Annotated in this window: 17 protein-coding genes and 1 riboswitch; of the genes, 15 read left to right on the forward strand and 2 right to left on the reverse strand. The window is 73.5% G+C overall.

What is annotated here, in order from left to right; translation table 11 throughout:
• The first annotated feature begins 120 nt into the window (after positions 1–120).
• Complete coding sequence (locus tag AB0B58_RS30020; RefSeq protein WP_360230348.1) at positions 121–1197, forward strand: WD40 repeat domain-containing protein; 1077 nt, start codon at positions 121–123, stop codon at positions 1195–1197.
• A gap of 54 nt (positions 1198–1251) precedes the next feature.
• Here the strand turns inward: AB0B58_RS30020 and AB0B58_RS30025 are convergent, their stop codons facing one another.
• Positions 1252–1851, reverse strand: a complete 600-nt coding sequence (locus AB0B58_RS30025) for a C40 family peptidase (RefSeq protein ID WP_360230350.1) — start codon at positions 1849–1851, stop codon at positions 1252–1254.
• Between the two features lie 7 nt (positions 1852–1858).
• Positions 1859–2022: riboswitch (cyclic di-AMP (ydaO/yuaA leader) on the reverse strand.
• Positions 2023–2312: 290 nt separating this feature from the next.
• Here AB0B58_RS30025 and AB0B58_RS30030 point away from each other — a divergent pair.
• The 3 genes from AB0B58_RS30030 (at position 2313) to AB0B58_RS30040 (ending at position 4179) form a co-directional block, all read left to right on the forward strand.
• Positions 2313–2969 carry a class I SAM-dependent methyltransferase gene (locus tag AB0B58_RS30030; RefSeq protein WP_360230352.1) on the forward strand — a complete coding sequence of 219 codons (657 nt, stop codon included), beginning with the start codon at positions 2313–2315 and terminating at the stop codon, positions 2967–2969.
• Positions 2970–2984: 15 nt separating this feature from the next.
• A complete protein-coding gene (locus AB0B58_RS30035; RefSeq protein WP_360230354.1) occupies positions 2985–3455 on the forward strand; it encodes a VOC family protein in 471 nt (156 codons plus the stop codon).
• 94 nt (positions 3456–3549) lie between these two features.
• On the forward strand, positions 3550–4179 hold the full coding sequence (locus tag AB0B58_RS30040; RefSeq protein WP_360230356.1) for a methyltransferase domain-containing protein: 630 nt from the start codon (positions 3550–3552) through the stop codon (positions 4177–4179).
• A 9-nt stretch (positions 4180–4188) separates the two neighbouring features.
• Here AB0B58_RS30040 and AB0B58_RS30045 read toward each other — a convergent pair whose 3' ends face one another.
• Complete coding sequence (locus AB0B58_RS30045) at positions 4189–4371, reverse strand: hypothetical protein (RefSeq protein ID WP_360230358.1); 183 nt, start codon at positions 4369–4371, stop codon at positions 4189–4191.
• 369 nt (positions 4372–4740) lie between these two features.
• On the opposite strand from AB0B58_RS30045, the gene AB0B58_RS30050 reads away from it, so the two are divergent.
• From AB0B58_RS30050 to AB0B58_RS30100, 11 genes are all read left to right on the forward strand, one after another.
• Positions 4741–5358, forward strand: coding sequence for a nitroreductase family protein (locus AB0B58_RS30050; RefSeq protein WP_360230360.1), 618 nt, complete (start codon positions 4741–4743; stop codon positions 5356–5358).
• Between the two features lie 57 nt (positions 5359–5415).
• Positions 5416–6294, forward strand: coding sequence for an AfsA-related hotdog domain-containing protein (locus tag AB0B58_RS30055; protein ID WP_360230362.1), 879 nt, complete (start codon positions 5416–5418; stop codon positions 6292–6294).
• Complete coding sequence (locus AB0B58_RS30060; RefSeq protein WP_360230364.1) at positions 6291–6932, forward strand: isoprenylcysteine carboxylmethyltransferase family protein; 642 nt, start codon at positions 6291–6293, stop codon at positions 6930–6932. Before AB0B58_RS30055 ends, AB0B58_RS30060 begins: the two co-directional genes overlap by 4 nt.
• A 2-nt stretch (positions 6933–6934) precedes the next feature.
• Positions 6935–9622: a PEP/pyruvate-binding domain-containing protein gene (locus AB0B58_RS30065; RefSeq protein WP_360230366.1), complete on the forward strand. Its 2688-nt coding sequence runs from the start codon at positions 6935–6937 to the stop codon at positions 9620–9622.
• Between the two features lie 2 nt (positions 9623–9624).
• Positions 9625–10710: a ketoacyl-ACP synthase III family protein gene (locus AB0B58_RS30070; RefSeq protein ID WP_360230368.1), complete on the forward strand. Its 1086-nt coding sequence runs from the start codon at positions 9625–9627 to the stop codon at positions 10708–10710.
• Positions 10707–11102 carry a nuclear transport factor 2 family protein gene (locus AB0B58_RS30075; protein WP_360230370.1) on the forward strand — a complete coding sequence of 132 codons (396 nt, stop codon included), beginning with the start codon at positions 10707–10709 and terminating at the stop codon, positions 11100–11102. The genes AB0B58_RS30070 and AB0B58_RS30075 overlap by 4 nt, the downstream gene beginning before the upstream one ends.
• Positions 11099–12346, forward strand: coding sequence for a cytochrome P450 (locus tag AB0B58_RS30080; RefSeq protein ID WP_360230372.1), 1248 nt, complete (start codon positions 11099–11101; stop codon positions 12344–12346). Before AB0B58_RS30075 ends, AB0B58_RS30080 begins: the two co-directional genes overlap by 4 nt.
• Entirely contained in the window at positions 12343–13224 is an 882-nt protein-coding gene (locus AB0B58_RS30085) for a hypothetical protein (protein ID WP_360230374.1), read from the forward strand. Before AB0B58_RS30080 ends, AB0B58_RS30085 begins: the two co-directional genes overlap by 4 nt.
• Before the next feature lie 53 nt (positions 13225–13277).
• Entirely contained in the window at positions 13278–13856 is a 579-nt protein-coding gene (locus AB0B58_RS30090; protein WP_360230376.1) for a TetR/AcrR family transcriptional regulator, read from the forward strand.
• A 79-nt stretch (positions 13857–13935) separates the two neighbouring features.
• Positions 13936–19509: an AAA family ATPase gene (locus AB0B58_RS30095; RefSeq protein ID WP_360230378.1), complete on the forward strand. Its 5574-nt coding sequence runs from the start codon at positions 13936–13938 to the stop codon at positions 19507–19509.
• A 122-nt stretch (positions 19510–19631) separates the two neighbouring features.
• The gene (locus tag AB0B58_RS30100; protein ID WP_360230595.1) at positions 19632–20033 is read left to right on the forward strand and encodes a Fur family transcriptional regulator; all 402 of its coding nucleotides are present in this window, start codon (positions 19632–19634) and stop codon (positions 20031–20033) included.
• The last annotated feature ends 4 nt before the right edge of the window (positions 20034–20037 follow it).

A 20037-nucleotide genomic window follows, 5' to 3' on the forward strand; every position in this document is an offset into this window, starting at 1 on the left:
AAAACTCCGCTCCCTCGGCGTCGAACTCGGCCAGGGCTACTACATGGCCCGCCCCGGACCACTACCCAGCCGCCACATCGAGCCACTGCTGTAACCGCCGTCCGTACGGGAGACTGGGCCATGCCGTTCGCCGGGAACCCAGTCAGCCTCACCGGACACGGCCGGGTGGTGAACGGGGTGGCGTTCAGCCCCGACGGGCGCCTGCTGGCCTCGGGCGGCGACGACCGGACCGTCATCCTGTGGCAGGTCGCCGATCCGGCGGGCCCGAGACGGGTCGCCGTCCTCAATGGCCACCGCCGGGCGGTACGCGCGGTGGCGTTCAGCCCCGACGGGCGCCTGCTGGCCTCGGGCGGCGGCGACCGGGCCGTTCTACTGTGGGACGTCGCCGATCCGGCACACCCGGCCCGCGTGTCCACCCTCGCCCATGACCGGCCCGGATGGCTGATTCGTGACGGTCGGCTGGAGGCCGGTGTCAACGCGGTGGGTTTCAGCCCGGACGGACGGCTGCTGGTCTGCGGCAGCGACCGGACCGTGTTCCTGTGGGACGTCGGCGATCCGGCACGCCCGGCCCGGCGGGCGGCGCTGACCCATCGTCGCCGGGTCCGGCGGTCGGGACCGGTGAAGGCGGTGGCGTTCAGCCCGGACCGGCGCCTGCTGGTCACCGGCGCCTGCGACCCGGAGAACACCGGGATCCTCTGGGATGTCGCCGATCCGGCCCATCCGGTACGGGCCGGAACGCTCGTGCCGTTCGTCCGGGACCGGGCGACGACGGCGTTCTTCGCCGGGTCGCCCGCGATCAACGCGGTGGGGTTCAGCCCGGACGGGCGGCTGCTGGCGACCGCCGACGGGGACTTCGGCGTCGCCGGCGGCACCGGCGGGTCGTGGCGCAGGGGCAGCGCCGCGCTCTGGGACGTCACCGATCCGCGGGCTTCCCTGCGCACGGCGACCCTGACGCCGGGCGGTGGCGCGGGCCAGGTCCTGTCGGTGGCGTTCAGCCCGGACGGGCGATCGCTCGCCTGCGCGGGCGAGGCGGCGGACATCGTCCTCTGTGACGTCACCGATCCGGAGCGCCCGGCCGTGGCCGCCGTCCTCACCGGACATCGCGGCGCCGTACGGGCGGTGGCGTTCAGTCCGGACGGGCGGCTGCTGGCGTCGGGCGGCACCGACCGGACGGTCCGGCTGTGGGCCCCGGACTGAGCCGCACATCGAAAAGGGCCACCCCGGCACCGGGGTGGCCCTTCCGACGTGCTGTCAGCGACCGATACGGCCGTACTTGACCCGGCCGCGGTCGAAGATCTTCGCCAGCTTCACCTTGTCGCCGGGCTTCGGCGCGTGCCACACCTTGCCGGCCCCGGCGTAGACCCCGACGTGGTACGCGTGGCCGCCACGGACCCAGAAGACCAGGTCGCCGGGGCGCACGGTCTTGCCGGCGATGCGCCGGGCCTGGTGGTACTGGTGGTTGGCCGTACGACCCAGCTTCAGGTCCGCCCTGCGGTAGGTGTAGCTGGTCAGCCCGGAGCAGTCGAACGCCCGGGGGCCCTTCGAGCCCATCCGGTACGGCTTGCCCTTCTGCGCCTTCGCGAACGCGACGATCCGCATCCCGCGGTTCCGCGCCGCCGCGTTCGCCCGTGCGGTCGCGCGGACCTTCGCGGCAGCCCGTGCCTTCGCGGCGGCACGGGCCTTCGCGGCGGCGGTGTGCGTGGCGCGGGGCGGTGGCGCCGATGCCTCGGCGGCTCGGGGCGCGGCCATCGCGGCCGACGGCCGCACGCACACGCCGACGGTGGCCAGCAGAGCCGCGGCCAGCCCGAGGAGGGCAAGACGACGAAGAAGGGTCTCAAAGCGGTTGGACACGAACGATCCCTCGTCCTTCAACCCACGTGCGAGGTTAGCTGTCGGATTAGGCCTGAAGGCGGCCCGTCATGCGGTTCGCACGACTTCACCCCGAGCCGGCCCTCGCCGGCACACCTGGTTCCCCCGCTCCTGCCCATCGAAGTCGCTGATAGGAGTCAGTCTTCTCTGACGCTCTCGACGGGCAGGACTCCGTGGCCGAGAGCGGCTTCCCCGGTTCGGGAGGCGCACCCAAACGTTCGGCACGAACGCCGCCGACGTCAGCCCGGCCGCAGGCCACCGCAGCCACACCGTTCCCTAACCCGACTACCGGTCGGGTTGCGGGCGGGACATCGACCGCCCGCAGCACCCAAAAGCGGGCATCCAGGGCGTGTCGCCGGTGGTTTTTGTCACGACGAAACTGAGACGATGGCGGCGACCCTCTGGGCGGTTTCGTGATGTTCGCAGGTGGGCAGGAGGTTTGCGTGACCGCACGCGATGCCGATGCCGAGGCCGGCGCCGGCGCCGGCGCCGAATTCGACGAGATCTACCGTGACGCCGCCGACTCCGGCGGGCCGCCCTGGGACATCGGCGGTCCGCAGCCGGCACTCGCGCGCCTGCTGAACGACCGGGTGAGGGGCCCGAGGGTGCTCGACGTCGGCTGCGGCACGGGTGAACTCGCGCTCGCACTGGCCCGCCGCGGCTACGAGGTCACGGCGATCGACATCTCGCCCGTGGCGATCGGCATGGCCCGCGCCAAGGCCGCGCGTGAGGGCCTGAAGGTGCGCTTCGAGGTACAGGACGCCACACACCTCGCACTGCCGCCGGCGTCGTTCGACTCGGTCTTCGACTCCGGACTGCTGCACATCCTCAACCGGCGCGGCGGCAGCGAGGTGGCCGACTACCTCGCGCTGCTGCCGGGCCTCGCCGCGCCGGGCGCGACCGTCTTCGTGCTCGCGGTGTCCCTCGAGGCGGGCCACGGCTGGGGCGTGACCGAGGAGCTCCTGCGCGCGGGCTTCGCCGAGCCGGAGTGGGTCGGCACCGAGGTCGAGGAGATAGAGGTCGCCGCGGAGACCGGCGGCCGGGAACTCGCCCTGCGCGGTTTCCTGCTCCGCACGGTCCGGGCCTCCGGCGAATCATGACCAAGGGAGAGATCAATGGCACTCGGTTGGAAACTGGTCTTCGACGCGGGTGACCCGCACCGTCAAGCCGTGTTCTGGGCGGAGGCGCTGGGCTATCAGCTCGAGGACAACAGCGTCCTGATCGAGCAGTTGCTGGCCGCCGGGACGGTCGGGCGGGAACTGTGCGTCGAGTTCCAGGGGCGCCTGTTCTGGCGGGATGCAGCGGCCGTCCGGCATCCCGACGACCCGTTCGACCCGCTCACCGGTGCGGGCCTGGGCAGGCGCCTGCTGTTCAACCGCGTTGCCGGGTCGAAGACGGAGAAGAACCGGCTGCACGTCGACATCCATGCCGGCCACGGCGAGCTGGAGGCGACCGTGGCCCGGCTGGAAAAGCACGGCGCGACGCTGGTCCGCCACGTCAAGGAGCCCGGGGGCGAATGGTCCGTGCTCACCGACCCGGAGGGCAACGAGTTCTGCGTCGCCCAGGCCATGCCCGGCGCCGGGTAGCGACCGTCCGAAGCGGGCACGCCCTTCGCCTTGACCGCGGACAGGTTCGGGCACAAGGTTGGGGTTCGGCGTGAGCGCGGAGGGCACGCACACGATGACAGGGACACCGGACGAGACCGCCAAGGTCCTGCGCGCCTGGGAGAAGAGCGCGCCGGGCTACGACAGGCAGATCACCTTCTTCGAGAAGATCTGGTTCGGCGGCGGGCGGGAGTGGCTCGGCGCTCGCGTCCGGGGCCGGGTCCTGGACGTTGCGATCGGCACCGGCCGCAACCTGCCGCACTACCCTGCCGAGGCGCCGGTCAGCGGGATCGAGCTGAGCCCGGCGATGCTGGCCATAGCCAGGCGGCGCGCCGCCGGCCTCGGTCGCGACGTCGACCTGCGCAACGGCAACGCCGAGGCCATGCCGTTTGCCGGGGCCACGTTCGACACGGTGGTCTGCGCGCTTTCGCTGTGCGCGATCCCCGATCCGGTCGCCGCGGTCCGTGAGATGCGACGGGTGCTCGTGCCCGGCGGGCGGTTGCTGCTGCTCGACCACGTCGCCAGCACCTGGCCACCCGTCTACGCCGCACAATGGCTCTTCGAACGGCTGACCGTCCGCGCCGCCGGCGAGCACTTCACCCGCCGCCAGCTACCGCTCGTGCGCGCGGCCGGGTTCGAGATCGTGGAGGTGGAACGGCGCAAGGCCGGCACCGTCGAACGGATCTTCGCCCGTAGGCCCGGGTGACCTCGCCGGTCAGTCGTTGCCTTCCAGGATCCGACGGGCGGAGGCGAGCATCCGGAAGATCTCGATGCGCCCGTCGAGGAACCCGATCCGGTAGTCCGCGCCGGTCTCCGGGTGCTTCGCCCGCGCCGCGTCCCGGCATCCGGCCAGGGCATCCGCGCGCCCCGCGCCGTACGCCTCCAGCGCGTCCTCCATTACCGGTCTCCGTCCGTCACAGGCCGGCATCCGCGCCGGTCGCGCGACAATCTCGCACGCCGCGGCGGAACGTGGCACCGGCCGTCCATCCGACCCGGGCCCGCCCGATCCGCCAATCGATGCACTGTAGGTAGCCGCGCACGTCCGTTCGCGTGACAAGATCCACTCGGTGCCGTCACATTTCCGGAAGCCTGGGGCAATCTCCGCCAGGCGGACAGGCGCGGCCCGACCAGCACGGTTGCCGCCGCCGACCCCCATCGATCCCATCCAATGGAACGGCGATGAGTTAGAGAGATCATAGTCTATACAACTATGACGGTCGGTCCACTTAGTATCGGAGAGGGAAACGACTCCCGGAGGGGGAACTCGGTGGACGCGGCCGCGATGGGTCCGGACGAACTGCTGACGACGACGCGCGCCGTGCGCCGCCGGCTGGACCTCACCCGGCCGGTGGACCTCGACACCGTCAAGGAGTGCCTGCGCATCGCGCTACAGGCGCCGTCGGGGGGCAACGCGCAGCAATGGCGGTGGATGGTCGTCACCGATCCGGCGCAGCGCGCGGCCGTCGGCCGCTGGCACACCCGCGCCTGGCAGGAGCGCTTCCTCCCGCGGCAGGAGGAGTATCCCGCCGCGATGGTGGAGAGCGCGGGCCATCTCGCCCGGCACATCGCCGACGTACCCGTGCTGCTGATCCCCTGCCTCGAGCTGGAGTCCGCCGCGCTGCCCGAGGGCAGCCAGGCCAGCCTGTGGGGTTCGCTGCTGCCCGCCGCGTGGAGCTACATGCTCGCCGCCCGGGCCCGCGGCCTCGGCACCGCCTGGACGACCGTCCACCTCGCCTACGAGCGGGAGGTGGCCGAGGTGCTGGGGCTGCCGGACAACGTCCGTCAGGGCGCGTTGATCCCGACCGCGCACGTGCTGGGCACCGGGTTCCGGCCCGCCCGGCGCCGGCCGGTCGAAGAGGTGCTGTACCTCGACCGCTGGTCGTGAGGTACCGCCGGCTCCCGAAGACCAGACTCTGCCGACCATGAACGTGAGGTACCCGGGATGAGACAGCACAGCACGGCGACCGCCTTGTGGGAACACGAACCCCCCGACCTGCTCGAGGGAGTGCACGGATCGGCCGGCCCAGGCGGCCTGACGGCCCGCCTGCGCGTCGACCAGGGCAATCCGTTCTACTTCGACCACCCGCTCGACCACGTTCCCGGCATGCTGATCCTCTGCGGCGCGGCCGACCTGGTGCGCGCGGCCGCCGACGACGCGCCCGAGGGCCGGGTCCGGGGCGCGATGACCTTCCGGAGCATCTGCGAGCTCGAACCGGCTCCCACGCTGCTGCTTCCCGGCGGCGAGCGGGGCAGGATCGAGGTCACCCAGGACTCGGAGACCGTCGCCGACGGCTGGTTCGAGTTCTCCGCCGCCGACGATGTACCCGCGCGCGACTACCGGATCGATCCCGGCCGGCAGGTGCCGGCGGACGCGGCCCTGGTGCACCGGGCCCGCGACGAGAACATCATGATCGGCGCGCCCTGGCAGGGCGACGGGCACGTCACGGCCCTCGTGCTGGCGCCGCCGGACGGGCACACCCTCGCCGGTCGCCGTCCCGGCGCGCACGCGGTCGACTACCTCGTCGAGGCGGGGCGGCAGTTCTCGACCTGGCTGCCGCACCGCCTCGCCCGGTGGCCGCTCGACGCGCACATGCTGTGGATCGGGGTGACCGTGGACCTGCCCGTGAGCCTGCCGCGCACGCTCGCGGTCGCGCTGCGGTGGCGGGCGGCGCCGATCTCGGCCGACAAGGCCAAGTTCCACCTCGACCTGATCCACGCCGACGGCCGCGGTCCGGCGCTCGGTTCGCTCCATTTCGCCAGCAAGATGCTTACCCCGGCCGAATATGCCCGGTTCCGCGGTAACGGGAGGAACCCCCGATGAATCAACGTCTGGTCGTCGCGGGCTTGCGTGCGCTACTGCCGGCGACGGTGGCCGCGTTCGTCGTCGCGACCGCCGTGCACGCCGCGCAGGCGGGCCGGCCGCCGCACCTGGTCGCCGCCGTGCTCTGCGCCGTCTATCTGCTGTGGATACTCGTCGAGAGCCGGATCACGGTGAGCAACCCGTCGGAGGCGTCCGCCGAGAACAACACCCTTCTCCCGTACGCGCTGAGCCGCGCCGGCGTCGGCGTATCCGCCGCGCTGTGGCCGCTGCGGTGGGACCGACTGTCGGCGTGGATGGCCGTGCCGATCGTGCTGTTCGTCGGGGCCGTGGCGCTGCGGCTGGTGGCCATCAGGACGCTGGGCCGGTTCTACTCCCATCACGTCGTCCGCTACTCGGACCACTCGATCGTGAGCACCGGCCCGTACCGGCTGGTGCGGCACCCCGCGTACACCGGGATGCTGCTGGCCAACGCGGGGTTCGTCGCCTTCTTCCTCAATCCGCTGAGCGTCGTGCTGCTCGCGGCGCTGTGCGCGGTGGTGGTCTGGCGGATCGGCGTCGAGGAGCGGGTGCTGCTGGGCGTCCCCGGCTACCGCGCCTACTCCAACGGCCGCGCACGCCTGCTGCCGGGAGTGTGGTGAGCATGCAGCTCGTACTGGACGGACCCGGGCTGGCCGACCCGACCCTCGTCGGGCACAAGTTCGCCCGGCAGGACCTGATGCGCCGCGCGGGAATGCCGGTGCCCCGCTTCTTCTGCCTCACCGGCGAGGCCTTCGCGCAGCTCACGCCCGCCGCAACCGCGTTCCCGGGGCTGGACGCGGACACCGGCGAACTCGTCGCCTGGGCGGGCGTCAACCGGGACCGGATCCGCGGTGGCGACGTGCCCGCCGGGCTCGCGGAGCGGGTGCTGGCCGAATTCGACGCGCTCGCCGGCGAGGACGGCCTCGTCGCCGTCCGGGCCTGTGTCGTCGCGACCGCCGACGGCGCCGGCGAGGACGGCGCCGACGACCCGTTCGCCGGCCTGTCGGACAGCTACCTGTACGTGGGCCGGGACGCCGTGCCGGGACGCATCCTGGACTGCTGGGCCTCCGCCTACAACCCGGAGGCGGTCCTCTACCGGGTACGGCGCGGCCTGGACCCGGCCGGTGTCCGGGTCGCGGTCGGCGTGCAACGCATGGTGCTGGGCACGCGGTCGTTCGTCGCCTTCACCCGCGACCCACGCACCGGCGCCGACCGGCGGGTGATCGCCGCCGCGCACGGCATCGGCGAGGGGATCGTGCAGGAGAAGGCCGACATCGACCACTTCTTCGTGGACGGTGCGACGGACGCGATCGAGGTCGACGCCGTGGCCAAGACCACGATGGTCGGCCTGGATCCGGACCGGCCCGGCGACGGGCCGGTCCCGCTGCCCGTGCCCGCGGAACGGGCGCAGGCGCCGGTGCTCAGCTCCGCGGAGGTGCGCGAGGTGTGCGCGCTGGCCGTCACGGCGCAGGAGCTCTTCGGCGGGCCGCAGGACGTCGAGGGCACCATCACCGCGGACGGGACGATCCACCTGGTGCAGGCGAGGCCCGCGGTCCTGGATCACCAACCCGCCGGCGCGGAGGTGCCGTGGACCAACCACAACCTCACCGAGAGCTTCCCCGGGCTGACCAGCACGCTGACCTACAGCCAGGCGTGCGTCTTCTACGAGATGGGTTTCACCGACTTCTACCGGCGCATGGGTGTGAGCGAGGAGTCGCTGCGCCGCGACCGGCACCACCTGAGGCGCATGATCGGCTACCTGGACGGCCAGGTTTACTACCGGCTGGACGCGTGGTTCGCCCTGCACGGCCGGATTCCCGGCTTCGAACTGATGCGGCCGCTGTGGGAACGCTCGCTCGGGCTCACCGAGCGCACCGGCATGCCCCGCGAACGCAGCGGGAGGCCGTGGCTGCGCGTGCTCCGGGCGGCGCCGCGGCTCGCGCTGCTGCTGGCCCGGCAGCCGCGGGAGACCCGCTCGTTCCTGCGCTGGTGGGACGCGTTCGTCGCGGACTCGGCTTCGCTCGAGTCCCGCTCGGCGGACGAGTTGATCGTCCTGTACCGGCACATGTGGGCCGAGGCGGAACGGCGCTGGGGCACCACGATGGTGAACAGCTACTTCGGGTTGGCCGTCATGGCGCTCGCCACCGTGCTGCTGACCCGCTGGACGCGCGACGGCGCGGCGCTGCTGCCGCAGCTCGTGTCCGGCGGCAGGGCCAACCGGACGCTGGAGGCGGTCCGCTCGGCGATCGCCCTCGCGGAGCTCGTCAACGAACGCCCACCGCTGCGCCAGGCGGTGCTCGAGCGGCCCGAGCGTGAGGTCTGGGACGACATCGCGGCCGGCCGGCACGGCGCCGACGTCGCCGCGGCCTTCGCCGGGCACCTGGCCCGCTTCGGCGACCGGGCGCTGCACGACCTCAAGCTGGAGGTGGTCACGCCCCGGCAGCGGCCCTGGATGATCCTCTCCACGCTGCGGCCGTTCGTCACGCAGGGACTGACCGTCGCCGGCAGCGTGGCCGACGAGCGGCGCGCCTCGGCCGAGGCCCGGCGCACGTTGCGCGAGACCTGCCCGAATCCGGTGCGCCGGGCCGTCATCGGCGTCCTCGCCGCGTCGCTGCGGTTCTTCGTGAGGGCCCGGGAGGACACCAGGTTCTGCCGCAGCCAGCTCTACGGGATCTCCCGCGATGTCCTCTGGCGCCTGGCCGACCGGCTGGTCGCCGCCGGGATGCTGGACGAGGCCGGCGACGTGGCACACCTACGGGTGGAGGAGGTGCTCGGCGCCTTCGACGGCACCCTGCCCGACACCGGCCTGCGCGACGTGGCGCGGCGCCGCCGTGCCGAGCTGGCCGCGGCGGCGGACCGCCCGGGCCTGCCCGCCTACTTCACCACGGCCGCCGAGGTTCCCGTCGGCGTCGGGCCGGTGCGGATCCGGGACGCCGGCCCGGCCGCGGCCACCACCGAGGACGGCGTGCTGCGCGGGCTGGCCTCGAGCAACGGCCGGGTACGCGGCCGGGCCCGGGTCCTGCTCGACGCCGCGGTGTCGCCGGAGACCTGCGCGGACCGGATCCTCGTCGCGCGCGAGACCGACCCGGGCTGGCTGCCGCTGATGATGGTCGCCCGGGGGATGGTCGTCGAGCGCGGCAGCCTGGTGTCGCACACCGCGATCACCGGCCGGCTGCTGGGCATACCCACCGTGGTCGCGGTCGCCGGTGCCGCCACGCTGATTCCGGACGGCGCGCCCGTGGAGATCGACGGCGGCACCGGAACGGTCCGCCTGCTGTCCGAAGCCGATTTCGAAGCACCTGTGGAGTAGCCGTGCGCGTGGAGAACCTGCATCTGGCAGGACTGGGCAGCTATGTACCCGAACCGTTCCCGGCCGCGCGGGCGGTCGCGGAGGGCCGGTACGACGAGGAGGACTGGAAGAACAGCGGCTGGAGCGGCGCGGCGGTGGCGGGGAACATCTCGGCGCCCGAGATGGCGGTCGTGGCGGCGAACGAGGCGCTGGCCCGCTCGGGCCACGCCGCCGACGACATCTCCCTGCTGCTGCACGCCTCGGTCGGCGATCAGGGGCCGGACGGCTGGTCGCCGCACCACTACATCCTGCGGAACACCGTCGGCGGCTCGATACCGGCCATGGAGGTCCGGCAGGGCTGCAACGGCGTGCTGGCGAGCATGGAGCTCGCGCACGGCTACCTGAGCGGCGGTCCGGGCCGGGTCGCCGCCCTCGTCACCGGCGCGGACAACTTCGGTGTCGCGCGGTTCGACCGGTGGCGCTACTCGTCCGGGACCAACACCAACCGCGGCTCGATCATCGGCGACGCGGCGAGCGCCGTCGTGCTATCCAACCGGGACGGATTCGCCCGGGTCAAGGCGATGAACTCCGCGTCGCTGCCCGAGCTGGAGGAGATGAACCGCCCGGACGGGCCGCTGTTCCCGCCGGCGCTCACCTTCGACCGGCCGGTGGACGTGGCCGCCCGCATGACCGGCTTCACCCGGCGGTTCCCGGCGGCGGCGGCCGCGGCCAAGAGGTCGCTGTCCGACGCCCGCACCGAGCTCGCCCTGCGCACCATCGCCGAGGCCGGCATCGCGCCCGCGGACATCGTCCGGAGCACCCACGTGTTCTCCGGCGGCGAGGGTTACATCCGAAGCGTCCTGCAGCCGATCGGCATCGACCCGGCGCGGGGCATGCTCGAACTCGGGCGCGGCCTGGGCCATCTGTCGGTCAGCGACCACCTGGTCGCCCTGGCCCACCTCGTGCGGACCCTGCACGTCGGCCCGGGTGACCACGTCCTGATGATCAGCAACGGGGTCGGTGTCTCCCTCGCGGCCGCGGTCGTCGAGATCACCGCCGTGCCCGCCTGGGCCACCGGAACGCCCGAGGCCTACAAGGAGACGGTATGAACGTCCGGCGATGGATCGACGACCTCGAGGCCGGCTGGCGCGACCGCGATCCCGCGGCGATCGCCGCGCTGTTCACCGAGGACGCCGCGTACCACCAGGGCCCGTTCGGGTCCCCGCACGCCGGCCGGGAGGCGATCGCCGCGCACTGGGCGGCGACGCTGTCGCGCCAGAAGGACCCGGTCATCTGGTTCGGCGCGCCGGCCGTGTGCGCCGACCGCGCCACGGTCGAGTGGTGGTGCATCCTGCACGACCCCGCGACGGGCGCGCCGCGGACCGCCGCGGGCTGCCTGGTGCTGCGGTTCGCGGACGACGGCCGCTGCGCCGAGTTCCGCGAGTACTGGCACTCCGCGCCGGATAGCGCGATCGAGCCGGCGGCGGGGTGGATCCGATGAGCGTGCGATCCGATCAGGCCGCCCCGGCGCCCGGCGTGTGCCCGCACTATCCGTTCGCCGATCGCCCCGGCATCAGCCTCGCGCCGGAGTACGCCGGGCTGTTCGCCGACGAGCCGCTGGTGCCCGTGCAACTGCCCAATGGACGGCAGGCGCTGCTGGTCACGAAGTACGAGGACGTCAAGACCGTGCTGGCCGACCCGAGGTTCAGCCGGGAGGCCTGGCGCAACGGCACCCTCTTCGCCCGGGACTCCAGCACGCTCGCCCTGGTCACCAGCGACGCGCCGACGCACACCCGGCGGCGGCGCGCGGTGCAGCACTGGTTCACCCACCGCAGCGCGGAACGGGCCCGGCCCCGCATCGCCGCCATCGCGGCGCGGCTGGTGGACGACATCGCGGCGGCCGAGTCGACGGTGGACCTGATCAGCGCCTTCACCACTCCCCTGCCGTACCAGGTGATCTGCGAACTGCTCGGGATACCCGTCGACGACCTCGAGCTGCTGCTGCCCCGCGTGACGGTGATGATGTCGGCGGGGCGGTTCCCCGCCGACGAGGTCGCGGCCGCCCACGAGGCCATGTACGAGTACTTCTTCGGCCAGCTGGCGGCGCGCGAGCGGGCAGTGGCCGCGGGCGAGGCGGGCGACGACCTGCTCACCGGCCTGCTGACGGCGCCCGAGGAGTCCCGGCTCAGTACCCAGGAGATCGCGGTCTTCGGTTTCGGCCTGTTGATGGCCGGCGGCGAGACGACCGCGTCCCACCTGGCGATGTGCGTGCTGCAACTGCTCCGCAGGCCCACGCTGGCCGAGGCGCTGCGCCGGGACCCGGCGGGAATCCCCGCGTTCATCGAGGAGATGCTGCGCTGGGTGTGGTTCGCCGGCACCGGGGGGCAGCCGCACGTCGCCCTCGCGGAGGTGGAGCTCGCCGGCACGGTCATCGGCGCGGGCCAGGTCGTCGTCCCCCTCACCGACGCGGCGAACCGGGATCCCGAGGTCTTCGCCGGCTCCGAGGAGTTCCGCCCCGACCGCACGCCGAATCCACACCTGGGGCTGGGTCACGGCCGGCACATGTGCCTCGGCGCCGCGCACGCCCGCGTGGAGCTGCAGGAGGGCATGGCGGCGATCCTGCCGCACGTCGGCCGGATGGAGCTCGCGGTGGACGAGTCGCAACTCGACTGGCGCAGCCGGATGTTCATGCGCGGACTGTGGACGCTGCCGGTGCGGTGGCGGGGCGGGGAGACCGGCTCATGACGCGGCGCTGGGCCCGCTTCGTCGCCGGCAGCTACCCGCCGCTGCCCTCGCTGCTCTTCGCCGTCGCCTGGGCCTACGGCGTCACCGGCCTGTTCGCCGCCGTCGACCCGCGCGCGGCGCACTGGAGGCCGGACGCCGGCACCGCCGTCGCCGCGCTGACCCTCGCGGTCGACCTGCTGCTCATGCGGGCGCTGGACGACATCCGGGATCTCGACTACGACCGCCGGTTCAACCCCGGCCGCCCGCTGGCCGCCGGGGCCGTGCGGACAGGCGACCTGCTCGTTCTGTACGCGGCCGGCTCGGCGCTGCTGCTGATCCTCAACGCGGGCACCCCCGCGGCGATGGCGGTGCTCGCCGCGCAGCTCGGCTACGGCGTGCTTGTCGTGGCCGTCCATCTCCGGCTGCGCTGGCCCTCCGGCGACGACCTGCTGCTCAGCCTGCTGGTGAGCTTCCCGGCCCAACTGCTGCTGCACGTGTACCTGTACGCCGGTTACCTGCACGGCACGGGCCTGGCCCCGGACCGCGACGCGTGGATCGCGATCGGCATCGTCGTGCTCGCCTCGGTCCACCTCGAACTCGCGAAGAAGATCACCCGGTCCCCGCGGCCGGGCGAGCGCACCTACGTCGACGTCTTCGGGCTCGCCGGCACGACGGCCGTGGCGCTGATCGCCCCGGTGGTCTCGGCCGTGCTCCTGCTCCTGCTGGCGCAGCGGGCGAGCGGGGCCTGGGCGCTCCTGGCCGTCGTGCCCCTCGTGCTGCCCGCCCTCGCCGGGTGGCGCTTCTTCGCGACGTCGGCTCCCCGATGGCCGGCCGCGTCGCCCGCGCTGTACCTTCTGCTGACGTTCGCCGGCTACTTCCTGCTCGGCCTCCAGCCATGACGTGACCGCGCTGCGGAGCGAGGCACCGGATCGAACGCAGTGGGAGGAGCGCCGTGCGCAAGTCTGACACCCGGGCACGAATCATCGCGAGCGCCAGCGTTCTGCTGCGCCGGCACGGATACCACGCCACCGGACTGGCCCAGATCATCACGCACAGCGGCGCGCCGCGCGGGTCGGTCTACTTCCTCTTCCCGGGCGGGAAGGAGCAGCTGGCCGTGGCGGCGGTCAACGAGTGGACCATCGAGTTCGACCGGCGCATCCGCGATCTGCGCGCCGCGAACGACACCGCCCGCGGGTGGGTGGAGGCCATGGCCGCCGAATTCGCGGGCGAGCTGCGCGCCTCCGACTACACCGAGGGCCTGCCGATCACCATCATCACCCTGGATTCGGTACCCGCATCGGCGGCGCTGACCGTCGCCTGCCGCAGCGCGTACGACGCCTGGCTGGCCGCCCTGACGGAGGGGCTGGTGGCGTACGGCGCGCTCGCCGAACCCGCGGAGCGGCTGGCCAAGCTGATGCTGGCCAGCCTGGAGGGCGCGGCGGTGCTCTGCCGGGCGTACCAGTCGACGGCGCCGCTCGATCAGATCGTTCCGTTCGTGCTGGAGCAGTTGCCGACCGGATCGGCGGTGTGACGCCGGCACCGGCGTGGGGCGACCCACTATATATGGGCTGAATAAGAAGGATCATCGCAAAAGTGGCAAGATCCCGAACATGGGCGAGGATGAGGAGGTCCTTTACCACAACGATCGGACGCACGTCTCTCGCCAGACCGCCCCGGACGGTTCCGGGAGCGTGGTGCACAAGCGCGCCTTCGGCCCCGGCGCGACGCGGCGGATCGAGCACGAACGGGCGGTGCTGCGGCAGCTCGCCGGCGTACCCGGGGTGCCGAGGCTGGCGGACCGGCAGGCCCGGCAGGCCCTGACCCTCCGAGACGACGGGGGCCGGTCGCCGGCCGTCACCGTGCTGCCCTCGACCCGGCTGATCGAGGTCGCCAGGGCGCTGGCGAACACGGTGGCCGCGGTGCACCGGGCCGGGGTCGTGCACCGGGACATCACGCCCGCCAACCTGATACTGACGGGCTCGGGTCCGCCGATCCTGATCGACTTCGACCTGGCGCTGACCGGTTCGGCGAGCGAGGCCGACGCGGCGCCGCCGGACGAACCGGTCGGCACGCTCGGCTACCTGGCGCCGGAGCAGACCGGCCGGATCAGGCTCCCGGTGGACCGCCGGTCCGACCTGTACGGCCTCGGCGCCACCCTGTACGCGCTGGCGACCGGCGTCGCGCCCTTCGCGGGCGACGATCCGCTGGAGCTGATCCGCGACACCCTGGTCCGGGTGCCGACCTTCCCGGGCGGCCTGAACCCCCGGCTACCGCACCGCTTCGGCGAGATCGTCATGCGGCTGCTGGAGAAGAACCCCGACCGGCGGTACCAGAGCGCCGAGGGCCTGGCGTACGACCTGGGCCGGTTCGACGCCGCGCCGGCCGAGCCGTGGCGGCTGGGCGTACACGACTTCCCGACGTTCCTGGCCGCCCCGTCCCGGCTGGTCGGCCGGGACTCCGAGGTCCGCGGCCTGGCCGCCGCGCTGGACCGGGCACAGACCGGCGGCGGCCCCGCCGTGTTCGTCACGGGCCCGCCCGGCATCGGCAAGACCGCGCTGATCCAGACGCTGCGACCCGTGGTCACCGCCCGCGGCGGGTGGTTCGTCACGGGCAAGTACGACCAGTTCGGCTCCGACATGGGCGGCCGCGCGATCAGCCGCGCCCTGCGCGGGCTGACGCGGCTGCTGCTCGCCGAGCCCGAGCCGGACGTGCTCGGCCACCGGCAGCGGCTCGGCGCGGCGCTCGGGCCCAACGCACCCGTGGTCGCCGCCGTGGTGCCGGAGATGGCGGTGCTCCTGGGCATCGCACCCGAGCCCGGGAACATCAACCCGGCGACCGGGCCGGGGCGGATCAGCGCGGCGGTCGTCGCCCTGCTGCGGGCCGTCGCCGCGCACCGTCCGGTCGTCTTCGTCCTGGACGACCTGCAGTGGGCGAGCGGCCCCTCGCTGCGGGTCCTCGACGCCATCCTGGAGGCGGGGCCGATACCCGGGCTGCTCCTGCTCGCCACCTACCGGGATCAGGAGGTCGACGAGGGTCATCCGCTGTCGCCGCTGCTCGCGCGCTGGGAACGCGACGGGGCGGTCGGCCCGCCCCGGCGGCTGGCGGGCCTCGCCGTCGAGGGGCTGGCCGAGCTGATCGGCGCGATCCTGCGGATGGAGCCCCCCACGGTGTCCGGGCTGGCGAGCCTGATCGCCGACGGCAGCGGCGGCAACCCGTACGAGACGGTCGAGCTGCTCAACGGGCTGCGGTCGGAGGGCCTGCTGGTGCTGGCCGAGGAGGGCTGGAACTGGGACCCGGACGCGGTACGCGTCTTCGTGGCCCGCCAGCGCGTGCCGCAGCTGCTCGCGGCCCGGCTGGACCAGCAGCCGGAGGCGACCCGCCGCCTGCTGGCCACGCTGGCCTGCCTCGGCGCCGACGTGCGCCCGGCGCTGCTCGCCATCGGTGCCGGGATGCGCGAGCCGGAGCTCGTCCCGCACCTCGCGCCCGCGATCGCCGACGGCCTGATCACCACCGACCGGTCCGGGCCGACCGCCGGCGCGGTCCGGTTCCGGCACGACCTCGTCCAGCGGGCCGCCCGGCAGAGCCTGGACGCGGGCGCGCGCGACCGGCTCCGGCTGGCGATGGCCCGCCGGCTCGCCGGACACCGGGAGAGCCGCCACGAGGCGGCCGAGCAGTACCTCGCGGTCGCCGGCCTGCTCGAGACGCCGCGGGAGCGGCACGTCGCGGCGACCCTGCTGCGCACCGCCGGGCGCAACGCCGCCGAGCTGACCAACTACTTCGTGGCCGAGGAGTTCCTCGCGGCCGCCGCAACGCTGCTGGAGGCGGACGGCACCGACGCGGCGGGCCGCGACGCCGTCGCCGTCGACCGGCACGTGGTGCTGCACTGCCTCGGGCGTCTCGACGAGAGCGACGAGGTCTACCGGGCACTCGCCGACCGGTCACCCGACCCGATCACCCTCGCGACGGCGACCTGCACGCAGATCAACAGCCTCGCGCAGCGGGGCAAGGCGCGCGCCGCCGCCGATCTCGGGCTGGAGGTGCTGGCCCGGTTCGGCGTCACCCTTCCGCGGGACCTGGCGGCCGACGTCGAGCGGGACACGGCGCGGCTGTACCGGTGGGCCGCCGGGCTGCGCCTGCCCGGCGACGCCGGAGGCGCCCTGCCCGGCGACGAGACCGAGGAGACCGACGACCCGCGGATCCTGGTCACCGGCCGCCTGATCAACCGGCTTCTCGCGCCCGCCTTCCTGCTCGATCCCCTCCTGTACTCGTGGCTGGTGCTGCAGGCGCAACGGCTCTGGGCCCGGCACGGGGTGTGCGCGCCCCTGGTCGGGACGCTGGGTGCCGCGCCGAGCGTGACGATCGACCAGCGGGACGACTACCGCACCGGTTATCTCCTGACCCGGCACATCATCGCCGTCGGACAGGCGCGCGGCTACCAGGCGGAGACGGCGCTGGCCGGGTACATGTACGTCGCCCTGGCCGCGCACTGGTTCGAGCCGCTGGAGGACGTCGTCGAGATCGCCCACCAGACCCGGGACGAGCTGCTGGCCGCGGGCGACATCCAGGTCGTCTGCATGACCTCCGCGCGGCTCATGCACATCCTGCTGGACAGCGCCGAATCGCTGGAGGCGTGCGCGGACGAGCTGCCGCCGGCCCTGGCCTTCGCCACCCGGACCGGCAACCCGTACGCCGCACTCACCTTCGCCGGCTACCAGCGGCTGCTGAGCGTCCTGCGCGGGCGGACCTCCGGGCCGGGAGCGTTCGCCGGACCCGACTTCGACGAGGCCGCCTACCTGGCCGACGTGGCGGGCAACCGGCTGGCGGCGGCGACGTACCACGTCAACCGCGGGATCGCCGCGGCGATCTTCGACGACGTCGACGCGCTCGACACGCACTCCGCCGCGGCGATGGCCGACCCCCAGGCCATCCGGGGGTGCTACGTGTCGGCGCTCGCCCGGCTGCTGCGCTGCCTCAGCCTCGCCAGGCGGCTGCGCGCCGCGGGCGGCGACCCCGGCCTCGCCGGCGAGCTGACGGCGGCCCGGCAGTGGCTCGCCCGGCGGGCCGCCGACGCGCCGGGCAACTACCGGCACCTGCTGCACCTCGTCGACGCGGAGCGGGCCTGGGCGCAGGGCGATCTCGCCGGCGCGGCCCGCGACTTCGACGCCGGCCTGCACGAGGTGGCCGGGCGCCCGTGGCACCGGGCGCTGCTCGCCGAGCGGGCCGGACGCCTCCAGCTGGAACAGGGCCTGGTGCACGCGGGCCGCGGCCTGCTGACCGAGGCCCGCGACGGATACCGCCGCTGGGGTGCGGACGGCAAGGTCGCTCAGCTGGAGGCCGAGCACGCGTTCCTGCGGGCAACGGCGGCCGCCGGACCGGGGCGCGTTTCGGAGACCGGAGCGCACCGGATCGACCTCATGGCGATCCTGCGTGCCTCGCAGGCGCTCAGCTCGCAGACCACCCTGGCGGGGCTGCAGGAACAGGTAGGCGACCTGCTCTGCGCGATGACCGGGGCGACCGACGTGCACGTCGTGCTGCACCGCCCGGACACCGCGCACTGGTACGTCTCCGCGCTGGCCGGCACCGGGCCGCGGCACCAGGGCGCCGCTGCGCCGATGGCCGATCCCGAGGCCGCCGAGGCCGCCGACGCGGACACCGTCAACGAGGACGAGCGCCGCATGCCGCTGTCGGCCGTGCGCTACGTGCTGCGCACCCGCGAACCGCTGCTCGTCGCGGACGCGACCCGCGACGACCGCTTCGCCCGCGATCCGTACCTCGCGGGACTCACCACGTGCGCGCTGCTGGTGGTCCCGATACCGATACCGAGCCGGAGCAGCGCGCGCGCCGTACTGGTGCTGGAGAACCGCGGGCAGAGCGGCGTCTTCTCCACCGACCGCCTGGAGACCGTGCAGCTCCTCGCCGGGCAGCTCTCCGTCTCGATCGACAACGCGCTGCTCTACGACTCCCTCGAGAGCACGGTGCGGTCGCGCACCGCCGACCTGGCGACGACCAACCAGCGCCTGGCGGACAGCGAGCGCCGCCTGCGGTCCCACTTCGAGCACGCCGCCGTCGGGCAGGTCATCCACGGCACGGACGACCGGATCGACGAGGCCAACGGGGCCTTCGCCGCCATGTGCGGCGTGGCGCCGCGGGACCTCGGCGGGACGAAGCTCACCGACCGGTTCGACCCGGCCGACCGCGCGGCGCACCGCCGCGAGCTCAGCGCGGTCATCGCCGGCCGGCAGAAGCTGATCAGCTCCGAGCTCGTCCTGCTCCGCGCCGACGGCAGGCGGCTCGACGTGCACGTCACCGTCTCGGCCGTCCGGGCGCCGGACGGCCAGCCGGAACACCTGGTCAGCATCTTCCAGGACATCAGCGCGCGCCGGGTGGCCGAGATCGCGCGGGACTCCGCCAACATCGAGCTGGCCGATCGCAACCGGGAGCTGGAGACCGCGAACCGGCTCAAGGCCGACCTGATCGGGATGCTGGGGCACGAGATCAGCAATCCGCTGGCGATCATCCTCGGGTATGTCGACCTGGCCCTCGACGACGAAACGGCGCCGGCGCCCGTGCACGACCTGATCGCCAAGATCGGCCGGAACACCTCCCGGCTCGCCACCATCGTCCAGGAGGTCCTCGCGCTGGTCAGCATCGACGCGGGCCGGCTGACCGCCGCTCCCCGGCCGGTGCGCGTCGCCGAACACATCCAGTCGGCGCTGGCCGTCACGGCCGTCTCCGGCGTGCGCCTCGACTGCCCGCCGGAGCTGCTCGCCGCGGTGCAGCCGGGTCACCTCGACCACATCCTCACCAACCTGATCAGCAATGCGGCCAAGTACGGCGGCGGCGCGACCGCGATCATCGCCGCCCGCACCGGGCGGACCGTCGCCATCCAGGTCTGCGACGAGGGTGCCGGCGTGCCCGCCGAGTTCCGGGAGCGGCTCTTCGACCGGTTCGCCCGGGCGGACACCACGGCCGGCACGGTGACCGGCACCGGGCTCGGCCTCTACATCGTCCGCGAGCTGGCCGGCGCCAACGGCGGCGACATCCGGTACCGCCCGGCGGTTCCGCACGGGTCGATCTTCACACTCACCCTCCCGGCGGTCGGCGCAGAGGCCGGCACCGCGGCGGGCACCGGGCCACCCGTCGACGCCGCGCCCGGCCGACGGTCGCCGGCGACCACGCCGTGATCACGGCGACGGCCGCACCGGCGCACGGGCGCCCGAACGCCCGGGCCACGGAGTGTCGCCGGCGCCTAATCTTGACTGATTCCAGAATAGCGAGCAGACTTCCGGGCGTGGACTTCCAGCAGATGCTGCGTGGGGCCGCGTTGCGGGTGACCCGGCCTCGGGTCGCGGTGCTGAGCGCGGTGCACACGCACCCGCACGCCGACACGGACTCGATCATCGGGGCGGTGCGCCGGGACCTGCCGGAGGTCTCACACCAGGCCGTGTACAACACGCTGCACGCGCTGACGGCCGCGAGGCTGGTGCGGCGCATCCAGCCGTCCGGCTCCGTCGCCCGTTACGAGGCCCGGGTCGGCGACAACCACCACCACATCGTGTGCCGCTCGTGCGGCCTCATCGCCGACGTCGACTGCGCCGTCGGCGAGGCGCCCTGTCTGGAGGCTTCCGACGACAGCGGCTTCTCGATCGACGAGGCGGAGGTCGTCTTCTGGGGCCTGTGCCCCGCCTGCTCCCGAAACAGCTTGTGATTCA

Source organism: Actinoplanes sp. NPDC049118 (assembly GCF_040648555.1).
Lineage (GTDB): Bacteria > Actinomycetota > Actinomycetes > Mycobacteriales > Micromonosporaceae > Actinoplanes.